This window comes from Paenibacillus sp. sgz302164 (assembly GCF_056120505.1).
Genome location: NZ_JBVYOL010000003.1, coordinates 57,247 through 72,816 on the forward strand (window position 1 = coordinate 57,247; position 15,570 = coordinate 72,816).

General features: G+C 55.8%; 13 protein-coding genes and 1 riboswitch. Of the genes, 4 read left to right on the forward strand and 9 right to left on the reverse strand.

What is annotated here, in order from left to right; all coding sequences use genetic code 11:
• Positions 1-7 precede the first annotated feature (7 nt).
• On the reverse strand, positions 8-1,183 hold the full coding sequence (locus AC0LWT_RS05885; protein ID WP_474680302.1) for an ABC transporter substrate-binding protein: 1,176 nt from the start codon (positions 1,181-1,183) through the stop codon (positions 8-10).
• Positions 1,184-1,543: 360 nt separating this feature from the next.
• Between AC0LWT_RS05885 and AC0LWT_RS05890 the strand changes: the two genes are divergently transcribed.
• A complete protein-coding gene (locus AC0LWT_RS05890; RefSeq protein WP_474680303.1) occupies positions 1,544-2,575 on the forward strand; it encodes a LacI family DNA-binding transcriptional regulator in 1,032 nt (343 codons plus the stop codon).
• A 1,433-nt stretch (positions 2,576-4,008) separates the two neighbouring features.
• Here the strand turns inward: AC0LWT_RS05890 and AC0LWT_RS05895 are convergent.
• The 5 genes from AC0LWT_RS05895 to AC0LWT_RS05915 all read right to left on the reverse strand — a co-directional run bounded on the left by AC0LWT_RS05895 (position 4,009) and on the right by AC0LWT_RS05915 (position 8,911).
• The gene (locus AC0LWT_RS05895) at positions 4,009-4,812 is read right to left on the reverse strand and encodes a DeoR/GlpR family DNA-binding transcription regulator (protein ID WP_474680304.1); all 804 of its coding nucleotides are present in this window, start codon (positions 4,810-4,812) and stop codon (positions 4,009-4,011) included.
• A gap of 66 nt (positions 4,813-4,878) precedes the next feature.
• Entirely contained in the window at positions 4,879-6,039 is a 1,161-nt protein-coding gene (locus AC0LWT_RS05900; RefSeq protein WP_474680305.1) for a Gfo/Idh/MocA family protein, read from the reverse strand.
• A gap of 71 nt (positions 6,040-6,110) precedes the next feature.
• Positions 6,111-7,049 (reverse strand): 1-phosphofructokinase family hexose kinase, encoded by a 939-nt coding sequence (locus AC0LWT_RS05905; RefSeq protein ID WP_474680306.1) that lies wholly within the window; start codon positions 7,047-7,049, stop codon positions 6,111-6,113.
• Complete coding sequence (fba, locus tag AC0LWT_RS05910) at positions 7,046-7,912, reverse strand: class II fructose-1,6-bisphosphate aldolase (protein ID WP_474680307.1); 867 nt, start codon at positions 7,910-7,912, stop codon at positions 7,046-7,048. Before fba ends, AC0LWT_RS05905 begins: the two co-directional genes overlap by 4 nt.
• Before the next feature lie 12 nt (positions 7,913-7,924).
• Positions 7,925-8,911 (reverse strand): ROK family protein, encoded by a 987-nt coding sequence (locus tag AC0LWT_RS05915; RefSeq protein WP_474680308.1) that lies wholly within the window; start codon positions 8,909-8,911, stop codon positions 7,925-7,927.
• A 472-nt stretch (positions 8,912-9,383) separates the two neighbouring features.
• Here AC0LWT_RS05915 and AC0LWT_RS05920 point away from each other — a divergent pair, with 472 nt between their 5' ends.
• The 3 genes from AC0LWT_RS05920 (at position 9,384) to AC0LWT_RS05930 (ending at position 12,673) form a co-directional block, all read left to right on the forward strand.
• Positions 9,384-10,427 (forward strand): SIS domain-containing protein, encoded by a 1,044-nt coding sequence (locus tag AC0LWT_RS05920; protein WP_474680309.1) that lies wholly within the window; start codon positions 9,384-9,386, stop codon positions 10,425-10,427.
• 153 nt (positions 10,428-10,580) lie between these two features.
• Positions 10,581-10,679: riboswitch (purine riboswitch) on the forward strand.
• 70 nt (positions 10,680-10,749) lie between these two features.
• Complete coding sequence (locus AC0LWT_RS05925) at positions 10,750-12,186, forward strand: NAD(P)/FAD-dependent oxidoreductase (protein WP_474680310.1); 1,437 nt, start codon at positions 10,750-10,752, stop codon at positions 12,184-12,186.
• A gap of 139 nt (positions 12,187-12,325) precedes the next feature.
• Positions 12,326-12,673: a LytTR family transcriptional regulator DNA-binding domain-containing protein gene (locus tag AC0LWT_RS05930; protein WP_474680311.1), complete on the forward strand. Its 348-nt coding sequence runs from the start codon at positions 12,326-12,328 to the stop codon at positions 12,671-12,673.
• Positions 12,674-12,723: 50 nt separating this feature from the next.
• Here AC0LWT_RS05930 and AC0LWT_RS05935 read toward each other — a convergent pair whose 3' ends face one another.
• From AC0LWT_RS05935 to AC0LWT_RS05945, 3 genes are all read right to left on the reverse strand, one after another.
• On the reverse strand, positions 12,724-13,122 hold the full coding sequence (locus tag AC0LWT_RS05935; RefSeq protein WP_474680312.1) for a hypothetical protein: 399 nt from the start codon (positions 13,120-13,122) through the stop codon (positions 12,724-12,726).
• Between the two features lie 156 nt (positions 13,123-13,278).
• Entirely contained in the window at positions 13,279-14,547 is a 1,269-nt protein-coding gene (locus tag AC0LWT_RS05940; protein ID WP_474680313.1) for an MFS transporter, read from the reverse strand.
• Between the two features lie 17 nt (positions 14,548-14,564).
• Positions 14,565-15,035, reverse strand: a complete 471-nt coding sequence (locus AC0LWT_RS05945) for a MarR family winged helix-turn-helix transcriptional regulator (RefSeq protein ID WP_474680314.1) — start codon at positions 15,033-15,035, stop codon at positions 14,565-14,567.
• Positions 15,036-15,570: the final 535 nt, after the last annotated feature.

Below are 15,570 nucleotides of genomic sequence, written 5' to 3' on the forward strand. Positions count from 1 at the left end.
ACTCCGATCACTTATGTTGATCCTGGCTATCGTTAATCGCTTTCTCGATTTTTTTAAGCCCGTCTTCTACGCTCTCCTGCCCCGTCGCCATCAGTTGGAAATGGTCGTTGACTTGTTTGAAGAAAAAATCGCGGTCGGCTACCGGTCCGATCCACTGACCGTACGGCAGAACGCCGATCGGCGTTTTCATATACGGATTTTGCTTCAAAAATTCCGGGTCCTCAGCCACTTCCTTTTTGGCCGGAACCGTAAACGTGGCGAGATTCCATGTGCGCAGGTTGTCTTTGGAAGCCATGAACTGAACAAAGTCGAGCGCTTCCTTCTGCGCTTTGCTCTTTTGTGCCACAATCGTTCCCCAGCCGGATTCCGCTGCGAAGTACGGTTTTTCCGAAGTGAAGGAAGGCATGGGCACGTATTCAAAATCTTTCGCCTTGTAATTGTTCAGGCCGGCGGCGATCGTCCACGGACCGCGGTAAGTCATCGCGGAATTGCCGCGGAAAAAATAATCGGACGTATCCAGCTCGCCGCCAAACGTTGTCAGGTCTGCGACCTTGTCGTCGGCGACCAGCGTTTTAAGCGCCGTCATCGCTTTAACCGCTTCCGGGGTCTGGAAGTTTACGTGGCCGTTGTCGCCCCAAATTTTGCCCTTTTGCTGCAAAATGAATGAAAGGAACGTGAACGTAATATTGTCGCCGGAAACGAAATCGAAGCCTTTCACCTTAATTCCGCCGCCATCCCGGACCGTTAGTTTTTTCGCCGCATCGACAAGCTCCGGCCATGTCGCCGGCGGGCCGGCAATGCCTTTGTCCTTCAGCATTTGCGGATGAATCAGCATGCCCCCGTTCTCGATGTTGTACTCCATCGGCAAGCCATACAATTTATTGTCCCATGTGTATCCGCCGAGTGGAGCTTCATAGTACTCCTTGCGCAGTGCGTCGCCGTTCGGCAGCTCGGCAAGCAGGCCGTTTTTGGAATACTCCGGCACCCACGTACCGAAAACTTCGGCAATATCCGGCGGATTTTTGGCTGAGAAGGAAGCTTTCAATTTCTGGTTATAAACGTCGTAGGGGAAAGTTTGATAATCGATCTCTACGCCCGGATGCGCGGTTTGGTAGGCTTCGATCATCTTTTTGTAGGCGTTTATAAAAGCGTCTTCCTGGTGGCTCCAAAAAACGAGCTTCACTTTCCCTTGCGCTGCGGACGATTCGGCCGCCGTCGGTTGAGAATTTGCATCACTGGAACAGCCAACTATTGCAAAAATTACGCAAACAGATGCAAAAACAGCAAAAAACTTCGAGAATCGCATAAAAATAACCCCTTCCGAACGTATGTATAAGTTCATTTTTATTGCCGATATGAAAAATATACCGCAAAAAATAGGTGCAGTCAATGCATTTTTCTCGTTATTTTGCCGCAAATTTTACAATCATTTTGCAATATTTTCACCCAAATTCAAGTTGACCTTGCGCTGCTTTTTACTTAACATAAAGAGTGAGATTTTGCGGCAAAAAAATAAGAATGTTGAAAAAGGCAGGTTATCGTCATGACCACTTTAAGAGATATCGCTGTTCGCGTCGGCGTCTCCATCTCCACCGTATCCCGCGTGCTGGCTAATGAAGCCAACCGCACCGTGAACAGCGAGACGAAGCAAAAAATTTGGGATACCGCGCGCGATCTCGGTTATCATATCAAGACCCCTGGCCTGGTAACGGCAGCGGCGGCCAAAAGCATCGGATGCATTGTGTCGACGATGCAAAACCGTCATTACCATCCTTATTTCTCCGTCATTTTCGACGGAATTGAGAAGGAATTGTCCAGAAACGGCTATAAAATCGCTTTCACGTATACGCAGGAAGATTTGAAAAAAGCGGAAATTTTGCGCCAAGTTACGCTTGAGGATCAGATCGAAGGGATAATCGTAGTCGAAGGCATCGATCCCAAAATATACAACTCCTTGAAAAAGCACACCAAACATATCGTCGGCATCGACGTGTCCGACCCGGACATTCCGACCATTTCCTACGACCGTGTAGAAGCGGCGCGCATTGCCGTCAAACACCTGGTCGACCAGGGCCACCGCGACATTTTGTTCATCGGCGGCACCGGCTTGTCCGGCGAATTCGACCGGGAAAAAAGGTACCGCGGCTACAAGCAGGCGCTGGAGCAAGCCGGTCTGCCCGTATCGCCGCACCATGTGATCAACGCCGAATGGGAGCCGGATCATGCCTACAGGCTGATGCTGAAATACTTGGACGAGCACCGCGGGCAGCTGCCGACAGCCGTGTTCGCCGCCAGTGACATCATGGCGATGGCCGCCATGCGTGCCATTGCGGAGAAAGGCTTCCGCATGCCGCAAGACTTCGCGATCGTCGGCTTCGACGACAACGAGCCTTCGCGCTACACGGTGCCGCCGCTGTCGACGATCCACATCCCGACATTCGAAATCGGCATCGTCGCCGCGAAAACGATTTTGCAATGCATCCACTCGCCCTACCCGCTGCCGATCAAAATCGTGCTGCCGTTCGAGCCGATCTTCCGGCAATCGAGCGATTGGCCGGTCACACGGCCGCAATGAACGCCCACGGCAGCGGGGCGCAGCGCGACGGCGCGGGCGGGTGCCGCACGATAGAGCCGGCGCGGCGCTGTGACGCCTGGGGCGAGACGCGGCGCGATGGCGCGGGCGGGTGCTGCGCGCTCCCGCCTCTGCTGCGATGCGGCGTGTACGCACGCTGGAGCCGGCCCAGCGCTGTGACGCCTGGGGCGAGACGCGGCGCGATGGCGCGGGCGGGTGCTGCGCGCTCCCGCCTCTGCTGCGATGCAGTGAGTCCGCTGGCTGGAGGCGGCGCATTGCCAGTAAACCCGCACGCCAAATGACAGCACATCCCCGTGCAGCGCGTAAAAAGCCTGCAAAAGTGCAGCTTTTTGCGCTTTAATGCGCTGCCTTTGGGAAAAGCCTGCAAATGTGCAGGTTTTTCATCGAACACATCGGCTCTTGCTCATTTTCCTCGAAAATTCCTGCACAATCGCAGGCTTTTCCCAAAAATGAGCCACTTTCACGGAAAAAGCCTGCACTTTCGCAGGTTTTTGCCGACTGCTGATGCCAAGTCGCTTAAAGAACCGTGCACCGGCTTTAGGCGGAATTAGCACGAAATTGCGATCAACCGCTCAAATCGGCGTAGCATCTGTTGGCTTGGCATCCAGTTGCTTGTCCGAGACTATTGAATCAATTTGCGGCGGACGTAAGAGCTGCAAGGTTTTCGCCACGCAGCTCCCACCTCCGCTTCGATGCGGCGAGCCCGCATGCTGGAACCGGTGCGGCGCGGTGAACGCCCGGGCGAGACGCGGCGCGATGGCGCGGGCGGATGCCGCACGCTCCCGCCTCTGCGGCGATGCGGTTAGCCTGCACGCTGGAGCGGTGCATTACAGTGACGCCCGGGCACGCCACGGCGCGCTGGTGGATTCCGCACGCAGCGCGTAAAAAGCCTGCAAAAGTGCAGCTTTTTGCGCTTTAAAGCGCCGGCTTCAAGAACTTCCTGCAAATGTGCAGGTTTTTCATCGAACACGTCGGCGCAGACTCATTTTCCTCGAAAATTCCTGTACAATCGCAGGCTTTTCCCAAAAATGAGCTACTTTCGCGGAAAAAGCCTGCACTTTCGCAGGTTTTTGCCGACTGCTGATGCCAAGTCGCTTAAAGAACCGTGCACCAACTATAATAGGCGGCAGGAGCACGAAACCAGCCGTTCAAATCGGCGCAGCATCTGTTGGCTTGGCATCCGATTACTTGTCCGAGCCGCTTACGATTTGCGGCGGCATAAGCGCCGCAGAGTTTTCGCCGCGCCGCGCTAGCGCTGGCGCTGGCGGATGCCGCACGCTCCCGGCTCCGCAGCTCTGGCGGCGAGGCCGCCCACTGGAGCCGGAGCGCCGCGTGCCCCGCCCGCAAAAAAAACGCCTCCGGAACCGCGGAGGCGCTTTTCGCATGTCCGCAAGCGCTGCGGCCAGGCCAGAGCCCTACAAAAGCAGCGCGGCATCGTCCGCTGCGAGATGCACGGCGACTTGCCGCTCCCGGCAAGCCTGCTCGAACCAGCTCTCCGGCTGCTTGTTCGTAATCACTCCCGTTGCCCGGCTCAGCGGGATAATCGTGAACAGCGCCGCTTTTTGCAGCTTGCTGTGGTCAAAAACTGCATACACTTGCCCGGAACGCTCGATCAGCAGCTGCGCGATGCGCGCTTCCAGCTCCGAATGCATCGTAAACCCGTGCTCCAGCGAAACGCCGTCGACGCCGAGAAACATTTTGGTGACGTTGATTTTGTCGATCACACTTTCGGCCAGAGGACCGATCAGCTCGTAGCTTTTGGCGCGCATGACGCCGCCGATGACGACGACCTGCACGCCTTCGGCATCCGCCAGCTCCGCCGCGATATTGACCGCATTGGTCACAATCGTAATGTTGCGATGCTGTTTCAGCGCTCTGGCGATAAAAAACGTCGTCGTCCCCCCCGTCAGGCAGACGACATCGCCCTCTTCGACAAGCTCGGCCGCCACTTTGGCGATGCGCTCCTTGCTTTGGCGCTGAAAAAAACGCTTGTCGGCAAAAGGAAGCTCCGACGAGGTCTGCATCAGCGCTCCCTCATAAATTGCGCCGCCGATGGTGCGAATGATTTGGCCCGATTTTTCCAGCATATCGAGATCGCGTCTGGCCGTAGCTTCCGAGCAGCCGATGGCCTCGACGATTTCCTGTACCGTGATTTTGCCGTGCAGCTTGATCAGCTCCAGCGCCCTCATTCTCCGCAGCTCGCTTTTTGAATGTTCCATAATTCTCTCCTTTTGAGGAATCCGCATCCGTCTTCCGTGGTATTCCTAATTTTGGAGGATAAAAGACTAGATTGCAAGCGGGCGCGGAGGAATGGTTATCTTCTGAAAAGAGGACGTCGCCGCCGACTCGCGCGCCCTGAGGCACATCGCTGCGCTGACGATGCCCGCTTCGAGCGGCGCCTCGGATTTCGCCCGCCCGGCGATCACATCGACGAAATTCGCGGCCAGCGCGGTATCTCCGCCGCTATGATTCAAATTCCCCGTGCTCAGATCGTACGTCTCCACCCGCGCCGTGTGATGCATGAAAACTTTGACCGCGTTCGTATAAAAGTCGAACTCCAGCGTACCCTTGTAGCCGAGCAGCCTGGCACCTCGGGCAGCGGCTGCGCCGCGGGCGAAAAAATTTTGCGAATACGCGGCATGCATGCCCGTTTCATAGCGGATCAGTGCGGAGCCGGAGTCTTCATTGCCGGTATCGACTGCGAAACAGCACTGCTCGCCCTCGGGCTCCTGCCCTTCCCTGCGCTTCCGCACAGCGCTCTCCGGGCATGTCGCATGATCCGCGCAGTCGGGGCAAATCAGTCCGGCCGGCTTGTCGCCTTTAAAAATTTGCTTCGAGGTCATCGCGCAAATTTCCGTCGGAGCAATGTCCAGAATCGCATTCAAATAATCGAAATCATGCGTCGCTTTTTGGAGAAACAATCCGCCCGTTTCTTCTTCGTCCCGGTACCAATTTTGGTAATAAACGCTGCCGTAGGGCACATTGTTGACCAGCTGCGCGTGTTCGACGCGCCCGATTTTGCCGGACTGGACGATCTCCTTCGCAAGCTTGACGAGCGGCGAGAGCCGCAGCGGAAAGCTGACGACGACCGTACTGCCGCGCTTGCCGCCGGCCGCTTGCAGCAGAGCCAGATCATGATCGCTGGTAGCGACCGGCTTTTCCAGAAATATAGGGAGATTCGTCGGCAGCACCTGCAATGCCATGGGCGTATGCAGCGAGCAGCGCGTCCCGATCATAACGCCGTCCAGCGAATCCGACTCAGCAAGCATTTGTTCCACGGCGTCGAACAAAGCAGGAACAGGCCGCCCCGTCCCTTCAAACTGCCCACGAACCCGCTCCGACTGCGGGTCGCAAACGCTCGCAATTTGCGTATCGGGAGCAATTTGCATAATCTCGTCGATCATAGAGCGTATTCTTGTCCCATATCCGACAACACCAAGTTTCATAACCATTCCCCCTCTCCCGGCAAAAAGGAGCATCCTAGCCGCGCGGTGTGGCGGTGCATGACGGCGATCCTTTACAGGGCCGTGACCCGTACCTGCTCCATATACGATTGAAATAGCGCGTAGTCGATGTGACCCGCTTTTTCCGACATCGCATTGGCTGCAGCGGCCGCTGCGGCAATGCGCAGCTTTTCCTCGGCGGACGCGCCGCGCTCCTCGGCAAAAGCCATCCCGGCCACGAACGAATCGCCGCTGCCGACCGTATTGACCGCCGCCGGGATGACCGGCGGGATAACCCGATAGCCGCGGCCGTCGATGACAGCTATCGCACCGCGGCCGCCCATCGTCACGCACACTTGGGCGATGCCTTCGTCCGCAAGCTTGGCGGCGGCCTCCGCCCCGTCGGTCTCGCCGATGGCGCTGGCGTCAACCCCGAGCCATTGCGCCAGCTCCTGCTCGTTGGGCTTTACAAAATGCGGCCGCGCTCGCAGGCCGCTGCCGAGCGCCGCGCCGCTGGTGTCCAGGAAAGCGCGTGCGCCCGCAGCCCGAATGATGCCGATGAGGTCGGCATACAGATCGGCCGGTGCGCCCGGCGGCAGGCTGCCGGACAGCACGACGACGCCCGATTGCAGGGCGAGCCTGCGAATCGTTTGCTTCATCTCCCCGATGTGCGCTTCGCTTACGGCGGGGCCTTGCTCCAGCAGTTCCGTCGATGTGCCGCTGGACTCGTCGATGATGTTCAGGCATACGCGCGATTCGCCCGGCACGCGGACGAACGCTGTCGCGATGCCGCGCTCCTCAAGCCGCTCCGCGATGAAAGAGCCGCTGCTTCCCGCGATGAAGCCGGATGCCGTTACGTCGCCGCCAAGGAGCCGGGCTACTTTGGCGACGTTGTTGCCCTTGCCGCCGGGCTCGGCGATTTGCCGGGCGACGCGCTGCACGACCCCCAAGCCGAATTGCGTGACATAATATGTCTTGTCAATGGCCGCGTTCAGCGTGACCGTCGTAATCATCGCAGATCGCCGGCTTTGCCGATGCAGCCGCACAGATACATTTTTTCAATCGCCAGACGTTTGACCGCTTCTTTGGCCGGAACCATATATTTGCGCGGGTCGTTCTCGTCCGGATGCGCGGCAAATACGTCTTTGATCGCATTCGAAAAAGCGATGCGCAGTTCGGTCGCCACGTTCATTTTCGCCATGCCGAGCGACACCGCCCGCTTCACCTGCTCGGCCGGAATGCCCGAACCGCCGTGCAGCACGAGCGGAGCTGCGACGCGCGACGCGATTTGCTCGATCCGTGCAAAATCGATGTTCGGCTCGCCCTTGTAAATGCCGTGCGCGGTTCCGATAGCCGGAGCCAGCGTGTCGACGCCGGTCCGCTCGATAAACAGGCTGCACTCCTCCGGATCGGCCAGCAGCGCGTCGCGCTCGTCGACGACGATATCGTCCTCGACGCCGCCGACTTTGCCCAGCTCGGCCTCGACGTTCACGCCCGCTGCCGACGCCACTTCCATCACGCTGCGCGTGCGGCTCACGTTTTCTTCGAACGGGTGCATCGAAGCATCGATCATGACCGATGTATAGCCCGCGCGGATGCACTGAACGATGAGTGCAAAATCGGTGCAATGATCGAGGTGCAGCGCAATCGGCACTCCCGTGCGGTTCGCGGCGACCGTCGCGGCCGCAGCAATGTAGTCCGGGCCCAGATGTTTAACCGTGCCGACCGTAGACTGAATAATTAGCGGGGAATGCGTCTCCGCCGCCGCCTCAACGACGGCTTGCAGCATTTCCAGCGTGTGGACGTTGAAAGCACCGACGGCGTATTTGTTCTTTCTGGCGGTTTGCAGCATTTCTGTGGATGAAATAAGCGGCATATAAGTTCCTCCCTAATGGTTTGTAATCATCGTTGACTTCGGCCAACCGCCGCGGTGCAGCGCCCGGAGCGCGCTGCCGACAAGGCCCGCATCGTCGTTCAATTCGGCGGTTTTGACGGCATACTGGCCGCGGTAGTCATGAAGCAATGCGCCGTCCAGTTCGCGCTTCATCGGCTCTATGAGCAGGCCGGCCGCCAAAGCACCCCCGCCGCCGATCACGATCGCATCCGGTGACAAAAGCGGCACGACCGACGAAAGGGCGCGGCCGAGCGTTTTTCCGGTATGCGCGAGAACGTCCAGCGAAAGGGCGTCTCCTTCGGCGCCGGCGCGCGAAACGTCGACAGCCCGAATCGCGGCAAGGTCCGGGAACCGGGCCAACAGGATGCTCTGCTCCCCTTTGGCCAGCCGTTCTCTGGCTTGACGGGCGATGCCCGTTGCCGATACGATCGTCTCCAGACAGCCGATCCTGCCGCAATTGCACATCGCATGTCCGCCCTCCGCTTTGACATGCCCGATCTCTCCGGCCATAAAGCGGTAGCCGCTATACGGCTCGCCGCACTGCACGAGCGCGGCGGCCAACCCCGTGCCGATCGTAATGCCGTACACGTAACGATAGCCGCGCCCTGCGCCGGCAACCGCTTCGCCATAAGCGTACATGCGCACGTCATTGTCGATAAAAACAGGCCTTCTTAACAAGCGCTGCATCTCCGCGGCAACGGAAACCTGCTCCCAGCGCAAATTGACCGCTCTGCGGCTCACTCCCGCTTCCGGGTCGACCAAGCCAGGGATGCCCAGCCCGGCGGCAACCAACTCGTCTGCGGCAATTTCGGCTTCCTCTCGCATGTCTTCAATTTGTCCGGCAATTGTTTCCAGAATGGAAGCCGGGCCTTTCTCGGGAGCTGTCGCAAATTTGCGTTTGATCAGTATCCGGCCCCTCTCGTCCAGCAAGCCGCAGACGATATTCGTACCGCCAACGTCAACCCCTGCCGCATACTTCACAAGCATCTTCCTCCTAAAAAGCTTCGTTTGGAGCAAATCCGCATCAGGCGGCTCCCGCCGAACAGTACGGAGTCCCGTCTTCGTAAGCTGCGGTCTCCGGCAAAAGTCAGGCAATCTTGTATCGCTTTGTTCACTACTAATGAAACCGGCAGCCAGCGGCGCACGGTGTTCCGATGCATGGCGGCGGTCGGTCGACCACATGGCCGAGCACGCACCCGCCATCCGGACATCCGGCCGCGCATATGCTGTTTCATTTGATTTTTTATTTCATCTTTGTGATTATGATAATCCCATTAAATGATTTTTTCAATCTTTTTTTGATCAAAATTAATCGATATTCGACAATAATCACTAATTATAGATTTTCAAATTCCATATATTGATCATAAAAATCATTTTTTGATTGAAAAAATCATATCTATGCTTTAAACTATGTTTACGATACATCTTCATATTCGGGAGGTCATCATTTATGAGCTTGACTTATAACGAAATTGTTGCGCAGTACTCCGCCTTGCGGCAAACCTACGACTACTTGCTGTCCAAAAGAGAACAAATCACAGCGTTCGCCCGCGCCGGGTCCGCCGCATCGGTCACCTTCGTCGGCTGCGGCTCCAGCTACTGCCTGAGCGAGTCCGCCGCTTTCTCCGTGCGGCTGCGCGCAGGCTTGCCGGCCAGCGCACTTGCCGGAGGCGACCTGCTGCTGAACCTGGATCGCTACCGCCCGCTTATCGCGAGCACGCTGCTGGTCGCGCCATCACGCTCCGGCTCCACCACAGAGGTGGTGGAAGCCGTCCGCTTGATTCAAACCGGCCAACGCATTCCCGTTATCGCGCTGTCCTGCGTAACGGATTCTCCGTTGTCGAAAATAGCCGACCTGTCGCTTGAGCTGCCTTGGGCGTTCGATAACAGCGTCTGCCAGACGAGAACCGTGACGAACCTGTACGCTGCGAACCTGCTGCTGGCGGCCTTCATAGGCGGCGACGAGAAGCTGATCGCCGACATCGGGAAGGCGATCGAGCAGGGCGAAGCTTATATGGCCCGCGTAGAAAGCGGAATACGCCAAGCGGCCGGCTTCGCCTGGACGAATGCCGTCGTGCTCGCCGACGGCGAACTGCAAGGGCTTGCTTCCGAAGGCGCAATCGCCCTGACGGAAATCGCCAACGTGCAGGCTCGCTCCTTCCATCTGCTGGACGTGCGCCACGGCCCGATGGTGACGATCGGCGCAGATACGCTCGTCATCGCGGCGCTGTCCGGCGAAGGCACGGAGCATCAGCGCAACCTGATGCGCGATATTAAAGCCAGAGGCGCGCGGATCATCGCCTTCGCCGACCGCGCCGAAGCGATCCCGGCCGAGCACGTCGATCTGGCCGTCGTTTCCGAGAGCGAGCTCGACATTGCGGCGCAGGGCATTCCTTTCATTTTCATCCCGCAAATCGTTGCCTTGAGCAGCGCCGAGCGGCAAGGCATCAACCCCGACCAGCCGGATGGCCTGGTTGCTTGGGTCAAACTGTAGCGGCATGCCAACCACTCTGTTCATAGGCTCCCGCTGGGGGGGGGGGCGATGACAGAGTGGTTTCTTTCGTGCATTTTTCCGCTAATTTACGAACATTCTTTTATTGACACATTTCAATCATACGTATTATGATATTTATGAAACGAAATAACAGTCATCACTTCAAATAACGTTCGTATATCCTTAAGAATCGGCTTGAGGGTCTCTAGAGGGAGCCATAACTTCCTAGCTACGATCGGGTACTGCTTTCGCATACCCGGGTGGCTGGGATTTTTTGTGTTCAATTAGCCCAGCGGGGCATAACGCACAAAGGAGACTGAACATGAGCGAATATGATTTCATTGCGGTCGGCGCAGGCCCGGCCGGAATTTTTGCCTGCTACGAGATGACCCTTCGCAAGCCCGGGGCAAGAGTGCTGCTCGTGGACAAAGGCCACGATATTTACCGCCGCAGCTGCCCGATTTTGGAAAATAAAATCAAGCTGTGCCCGCCCCCGGCGGGGAAAAAAGATTTCTCCGGCTGCCTGCCGGCCTGCTCCATTACAGCGGGATTCGGCGGCGCCGGCGCTTACAGCGACGGCAAATTCAACATCACCACCGAATTCGGCGGGTGGATGACCGATTATTTGGCTCCGTCCCAGGTGCTGGAGCTCATCCATTACGTCGACGGGATCAATTTGCAGCACGGTGCGGCGCCGGGCATTACGGATCCGACGACTGAGGCCGTCAGGAACATCGAGCAGCGCTCCTATGCCGCAGGGCTCAAACTGCTGCGCGCACAGGTCCGGCATCTCGGCACCGAGCAAAATTTGCTCATCCTGCAGTCCATTTATGAATATTTGAAACCGCGCATCGACATGCAGTTCAAAACCGAAGTGGAAGACATCATTACGGTCAAAAGCGGCAGCAAGCACGAAGTCCGGGGCATTCGCCTGAAAGACGGTACGGAAATACACGGCAGCCACGTCATGCTCGCCCCGGGCAGAGACGGTTCCGCCTGGCTGACGCAGGTGTTCAAGCAGCGCCGCCTGAGCATGCACAACAATCAGGTCGACGTCGGCGTGCGCGTCGAAACTTCCGATGTCGTCATGCGCGAAATCAACGAGCATTTGTACGAGGGCAAATTTATTTTCAACACGTCCGTCGGTACGCGCGTCCGCACGTTTTGCAGCAACCCGTCCGGTCACGTCGTCGTCGAAAATCACAGCGGCGTCATGGCCGCCAACGGTCACTCGTTCAAAGATCCTGCGCTCGGGTCGGGCAATACGAACTTCGCGCTGCTCGTCTCGCACAAATTTACCGAGCCGTTCGATAAGCCGAACGAGTACGCCCGGGAAATTTGCAAGCGCGCCAACGATTTGTCCGGCGGCGGCGTCATCGTGCAAAAGTTCGGCGACATCCTGCGCGGCCGCAGATCGACCGTCGAGCGCATCCGCGAAGGCTTCCTCGAGCCGACTCTCAAGGAGGCCGTCCCCGGCGACCTGGGGCTGGTGCTGCCCTACAACACCATGAAAAGCCTGATCGAAATGATTCATGCGCTGGAAAAGGTCACGCCCGGCATCGCCGCGGAGCATACGCTGTTCTATGGCGTCGAGGCGAAATTTTACTCGGCGCGTCCGCGATTAAGCGAGGAATTCGAGACCGAGATTCAAGGTTTATTTTGCGGAGGGGACGGCGCAGGAATTACGCGGGGATTGGCCCAAGCAGGCGCAGCAGGCGTCTGGATCGCACGGAATGTGCTGAAGCGATTTTCGGCATAAGCAGTTTCGTAAAACGACAAAGCCTTCCTCCCGGAGGGCTTTTATATTAGGTGAAAAGCCCTTTTACATTACTGAAAAATGTGCTAAAATGAAAGCGTTAACATTTGAGTCGTTCACATTAAAATGAGGGGGAATACACATGAATGTAGCGCTCAGTTCAAGAAACAGTTATGAAGATTTTGTTCTGGAAAAAGATATTATGTTTTTCCGCGTCGGAGAACACGGTCTCGTCAGCTTTCACGGCAAAAACTATAACATAAAAAAACGCATGTCCACCGAGCAGCTCAGCGCGCTGATCGGGAACACCGCATTTTTCAAAGCGAACACGGACTGTTACGTGAATATTAAAAAAATCGCCGTCGTTCAGGAAGGCAAAGTATTTTTCGAAATGAAAGGCGCGGATTCCAAGTACGCTCCCATTACGAAGCTGCGGCAGCACCGTTTAAAAGAAATATTGCAAAGAAATGCGGAGCCCCTCAATTTGTAAAAAAGCGAAGGAGCCGGCGAACTAGCGCCGACTCCTTTTTGCTATCTATTTTATGAGATTTTCGCCATTGTTTCGTGCTTGTGCTCGCGCAAAAGGAACCTGACGTATTCCACGGTCGTATCCTTGACTTTCCTCGCTTCTTCGATCGTCGCAAAGCCGTACTCCGCATGGTCGGTCGCCCCGTATTTGCGCAGTTCCTCGGGATTCATGCCAAGTGTGGAAAAATTGTTCACCAGCTCAAATTGCGTGTTCGCATCCGCATGTTTCACGAAGATGTCCTTCGTAAAAAACGAGCCCTGCTTTTCCACCTTAAAGATGACGCGAAAAGGCTTCTCCTTGTCCGAAACGAAACATTTAATGACAACGTCGATTTCCATCGTTCTGTAATCATCCGCCGCCGCAGGTTCCTGCTTCGATGGTTGAAACATTTTCTTCAAAAAATCAAACATGGTCTTTCCTCCGTTTCCGACATGAATCTACAGCCTATTGTAGAGGATTCGGACAAATTTGACAACCCAAAAAATGGATCGGTCGCAAAAAACTTATTGACCGCTTCTCTTGCCCGTTCAGTCTGAAAACGCCAGCAGGCTTGCTTGCAGCTTCTTCTAGGCGTGCTTCGCTTCCTCAATCAGCGGCTGGACGCCGCTTTTTCCGCGGTATTTCAAAATAATTACCAAGCTCAGCACCGCGCTCAAAATGCCGCAGCAAAGAAACGCGCCGCCCGCGCCGAATCGGTCCGCCACATACCCTGCGATCAAATTGCCGATAGGCGTCGATCCGGCGAATACGAGGGCATAGACGCTCATCACCCGCGCCCTGAACTCATCTTTGGCATGCATTTGCAGCGCGGAATTGCTGTTGGTCGAAAACAAAATATTGAAAAATCCCGTCATCGCCAGCGCGATCCCGCACAACACGACGGATTTGCTGAGCCCGTTCAGCACGAGACAGCCCGCTACAACCATGCTGCAAATAATGCTGAGCGTAAGACGCGGCCCTTTTTTGCTGCGCAGCGACATCGTAAGCGCCCCGATGAAAGAGCCTGCTCCGAGACAGGACATCAAAGTTCCGTACGTCGTCTCCCCGAGGTGCAGCACATCTTTCGTAAATACGGGAATGAGCACATTGAAGTTAAAAGCAAGCGTTCCGATTACGGTAACGAGCAGAAGCGTCTGCGACAGCAGCGGGTCCTTCGCGATGTAGCGGAGACCGTCTTTAATTTCTTTAAGCACGTTTTCGCTTGATTTCTTTTCGCGCACATAAGGGGTCGCCTTAATTTGCAGCAAACCGTACAAAACGGCAAGAAAGCTGAGCCCGTTGAGCAAAAAACACCAGCCCGCCCCGAAGAAAGCCATCATGACCGCGCCGATCGAAGGGCCGACGATTCTGGCCATATTAAACGTAGTGGAATTCAGGGCGATTGCGTTCATCAAATCTTCCTTACCGACAATTTCGATGTTGAACGCCTGCCGCGTCGGCATATCGAACGTGTTGTTCAGACCCAGCAGCAGCGCAAGCACCAGGATGTAGCTGTACCGCACGGTATCGGTAAATACGAGGATCGCCAGCGTAAAAGCAAGCAGCATCGAGATCGTCTGCGTCACGATCAAAATGTTTTTCTTCGGGAACTTGTCGATGACAACGCCCGCGAACAAGGAAAACAAAAGAATCGGAGTGAATTGAAAAGCGCCCACAAACCCGAGCAGCAGAGGGGAGCCGGTCAAGGTCAGCACGAGCCACGACTGTCCGATATTTTGCATCCAGGTGCCGATCAGCGAAACGCATTGTCCGAGCCACAAGTAACGGTAATTCCGGTGAGTCAAAGCATGAAAATGCCGGTCAATAATCGAAGCCCCGGTAAGCCGAATATTCATTGCGAACACCTGCCCTGCTAGCTTGATGTTGATTTTTCGGGGGAATCCGAACATTCCGCGGCAAACCGCGCCGCATTGTTCCCCATTTTTTCCAAAATCGTAAGAGCGAGCTGCTTCTCTTCTTCCGTCAGGCCGAAAGTCAACCTCTCCCTCCAATCCGTCAAGACGTTTCGCACGTCTTCCTTAATGCCGAGCGCCTTCTCGGTCAGGTGGACATGATTGCACCTTTTATCCTTTTCGCTGACGCTCCGGGTGATGTATCCCTGCTCTTCCAGCTTTTTGAGCGCTTTCGCCGTCGTACCTTTGTCGATCTTCAAGTAATCGGAAATCTCTTCCTGCGTCAGGCCGTCTTCCTTGTAGAGCGCGTTGAGAAAAATATGCTGCCCTCTGCCGATGTCGTAATCTTTCAGGCGATCGCCTATATACATTTGGCCGTAGCGGTACAACAGCGATACCCATCGCGGTATCGAATTTTTGGCGTCAATCATACGTTCCCTCCTTTCACCGATTAGTTGCACTTGCCACTAATTCAGCATACGCCTGATTAGTTGTAAATGCAACAGATATTTTTACAAAAAAATAACATTTGGGCGTTTTAAATGACGGTTATGCTAGTCTGAGCCTATGTATACGATGAAAAACCTGCATTTTTGTAGGAATGTCTCGCTGCCAGTGTATCGACGAGCAAAAAACTGCACTTTCCAGGCTGTCCAAAAACCCCCGCGTCATAGGCGATAACCACAATCTGCCTGGCTGCGCGAAGAAAACCTGCAAACATACATGAATTTGCGTCCTTGATCGCTGGCCACGAACAATTCCTGCAATTGTGCAGGTTTTTCAGCGGGGATAGGGGTTCAGGCTCAACTTTCAGCGAAAATCCCTGTACTTTTGCAGGCTTTTCGCCCAAATAAGCCACTTTCAGAGGAAAAACCTGCGCTTTCGCAGGTTTTTCCCTACCACGGGTTACCACGGGTTACCACGGATTACCACGGTTTCAGTCGGTTTACCACAATATAGGGGCGT

What these genes read in the sequence shown, in the direction of transcription:
- AC0LWT_RS05890 (WP_474680303.1), top strand. Translation starts at nt 1,544, where the DNA reads ATGACCACTTTAAGAGATATCGCTGTTCGCGTCGGCGTCTCCATCTCC.
- AC0LWT_RS05895 (WP_474680304.1), bottom strand. Translation starts at nt 4,812, where the DNA reads ATGGAACATTCAAAAAGCGAGCTGCGGAGAATGAGGGCGCTGGAGCTG.
- AC0LWT_RS05900 (WP_474680305.1), bottom strand. Translation starts at nt 6,039, where the DNA reads ATGAAACTTGGTGTTGTCGGATATGGGACAAGAATACGCTCTATGATC.
- AC0LWT_RS05905 (WP_474680306.1), bottom strand. Translation starts at nt 7,049, where the DNA reads ATGATTACGACGGTCACGCTGAACGCGGCCATTGACAAGACATATTAT.
- fba (WP_474680307.1), bottom strand. Translation starts at nt 7,912, where the DNA reads ATGCCGCTTATTTCATCCACAGAAATGCTGCAAACCGCCAGAAAGAAC.
- AC0LWT_RS05920 (WP_474680309.1), top strand. Translation starts at nt 9,384, where the DNA reads ATGAGCTTGACTTATAACGAAATTGTTGCGCAGTACTCCGCCTTGCGG.
- AC0LWT_RS05925 (WP_474680310.1), top strand. Translation starts at nt 10,750, where the DNA reads ATGAGCGAATATGATTTCATTGCGGTCGGCGCAGGCCCGGCCGGAATT.
- AC0LWT_RS05930 (WP_474680311.1), top strand. Translation starts at nt 12,326, where the DNA reads ATGAATGTAGCGCTCAGTTCAAGAAACAGTTATGAAGATTTTGTTCTG.
- AC0LWT_RS05935 (WP_474680312.1), bottom strand. Translation starts at nt 13,122, where the DNA reads ATGTTTGATTTTTTGAAGAAAATGTTTCAACCATCGAAGCAGGAACCT.
- AC0LWT_RS05940 (WP_474680313.1), bottom strand. Translation starts at nt 14,547, where the DNA reads ATGAATATTCGGCTTACCGGGGCTTCGATTATTGACCGGCATTTTCAT.
- AC0LWT_RS05945 (WP_474680314.1), bottom strand. Translation starts at nt 15,035, where the DNA reads ATGATTGACGCCAAAAATTCGATACCGCGATGGGTATCGCTGTTGTAC.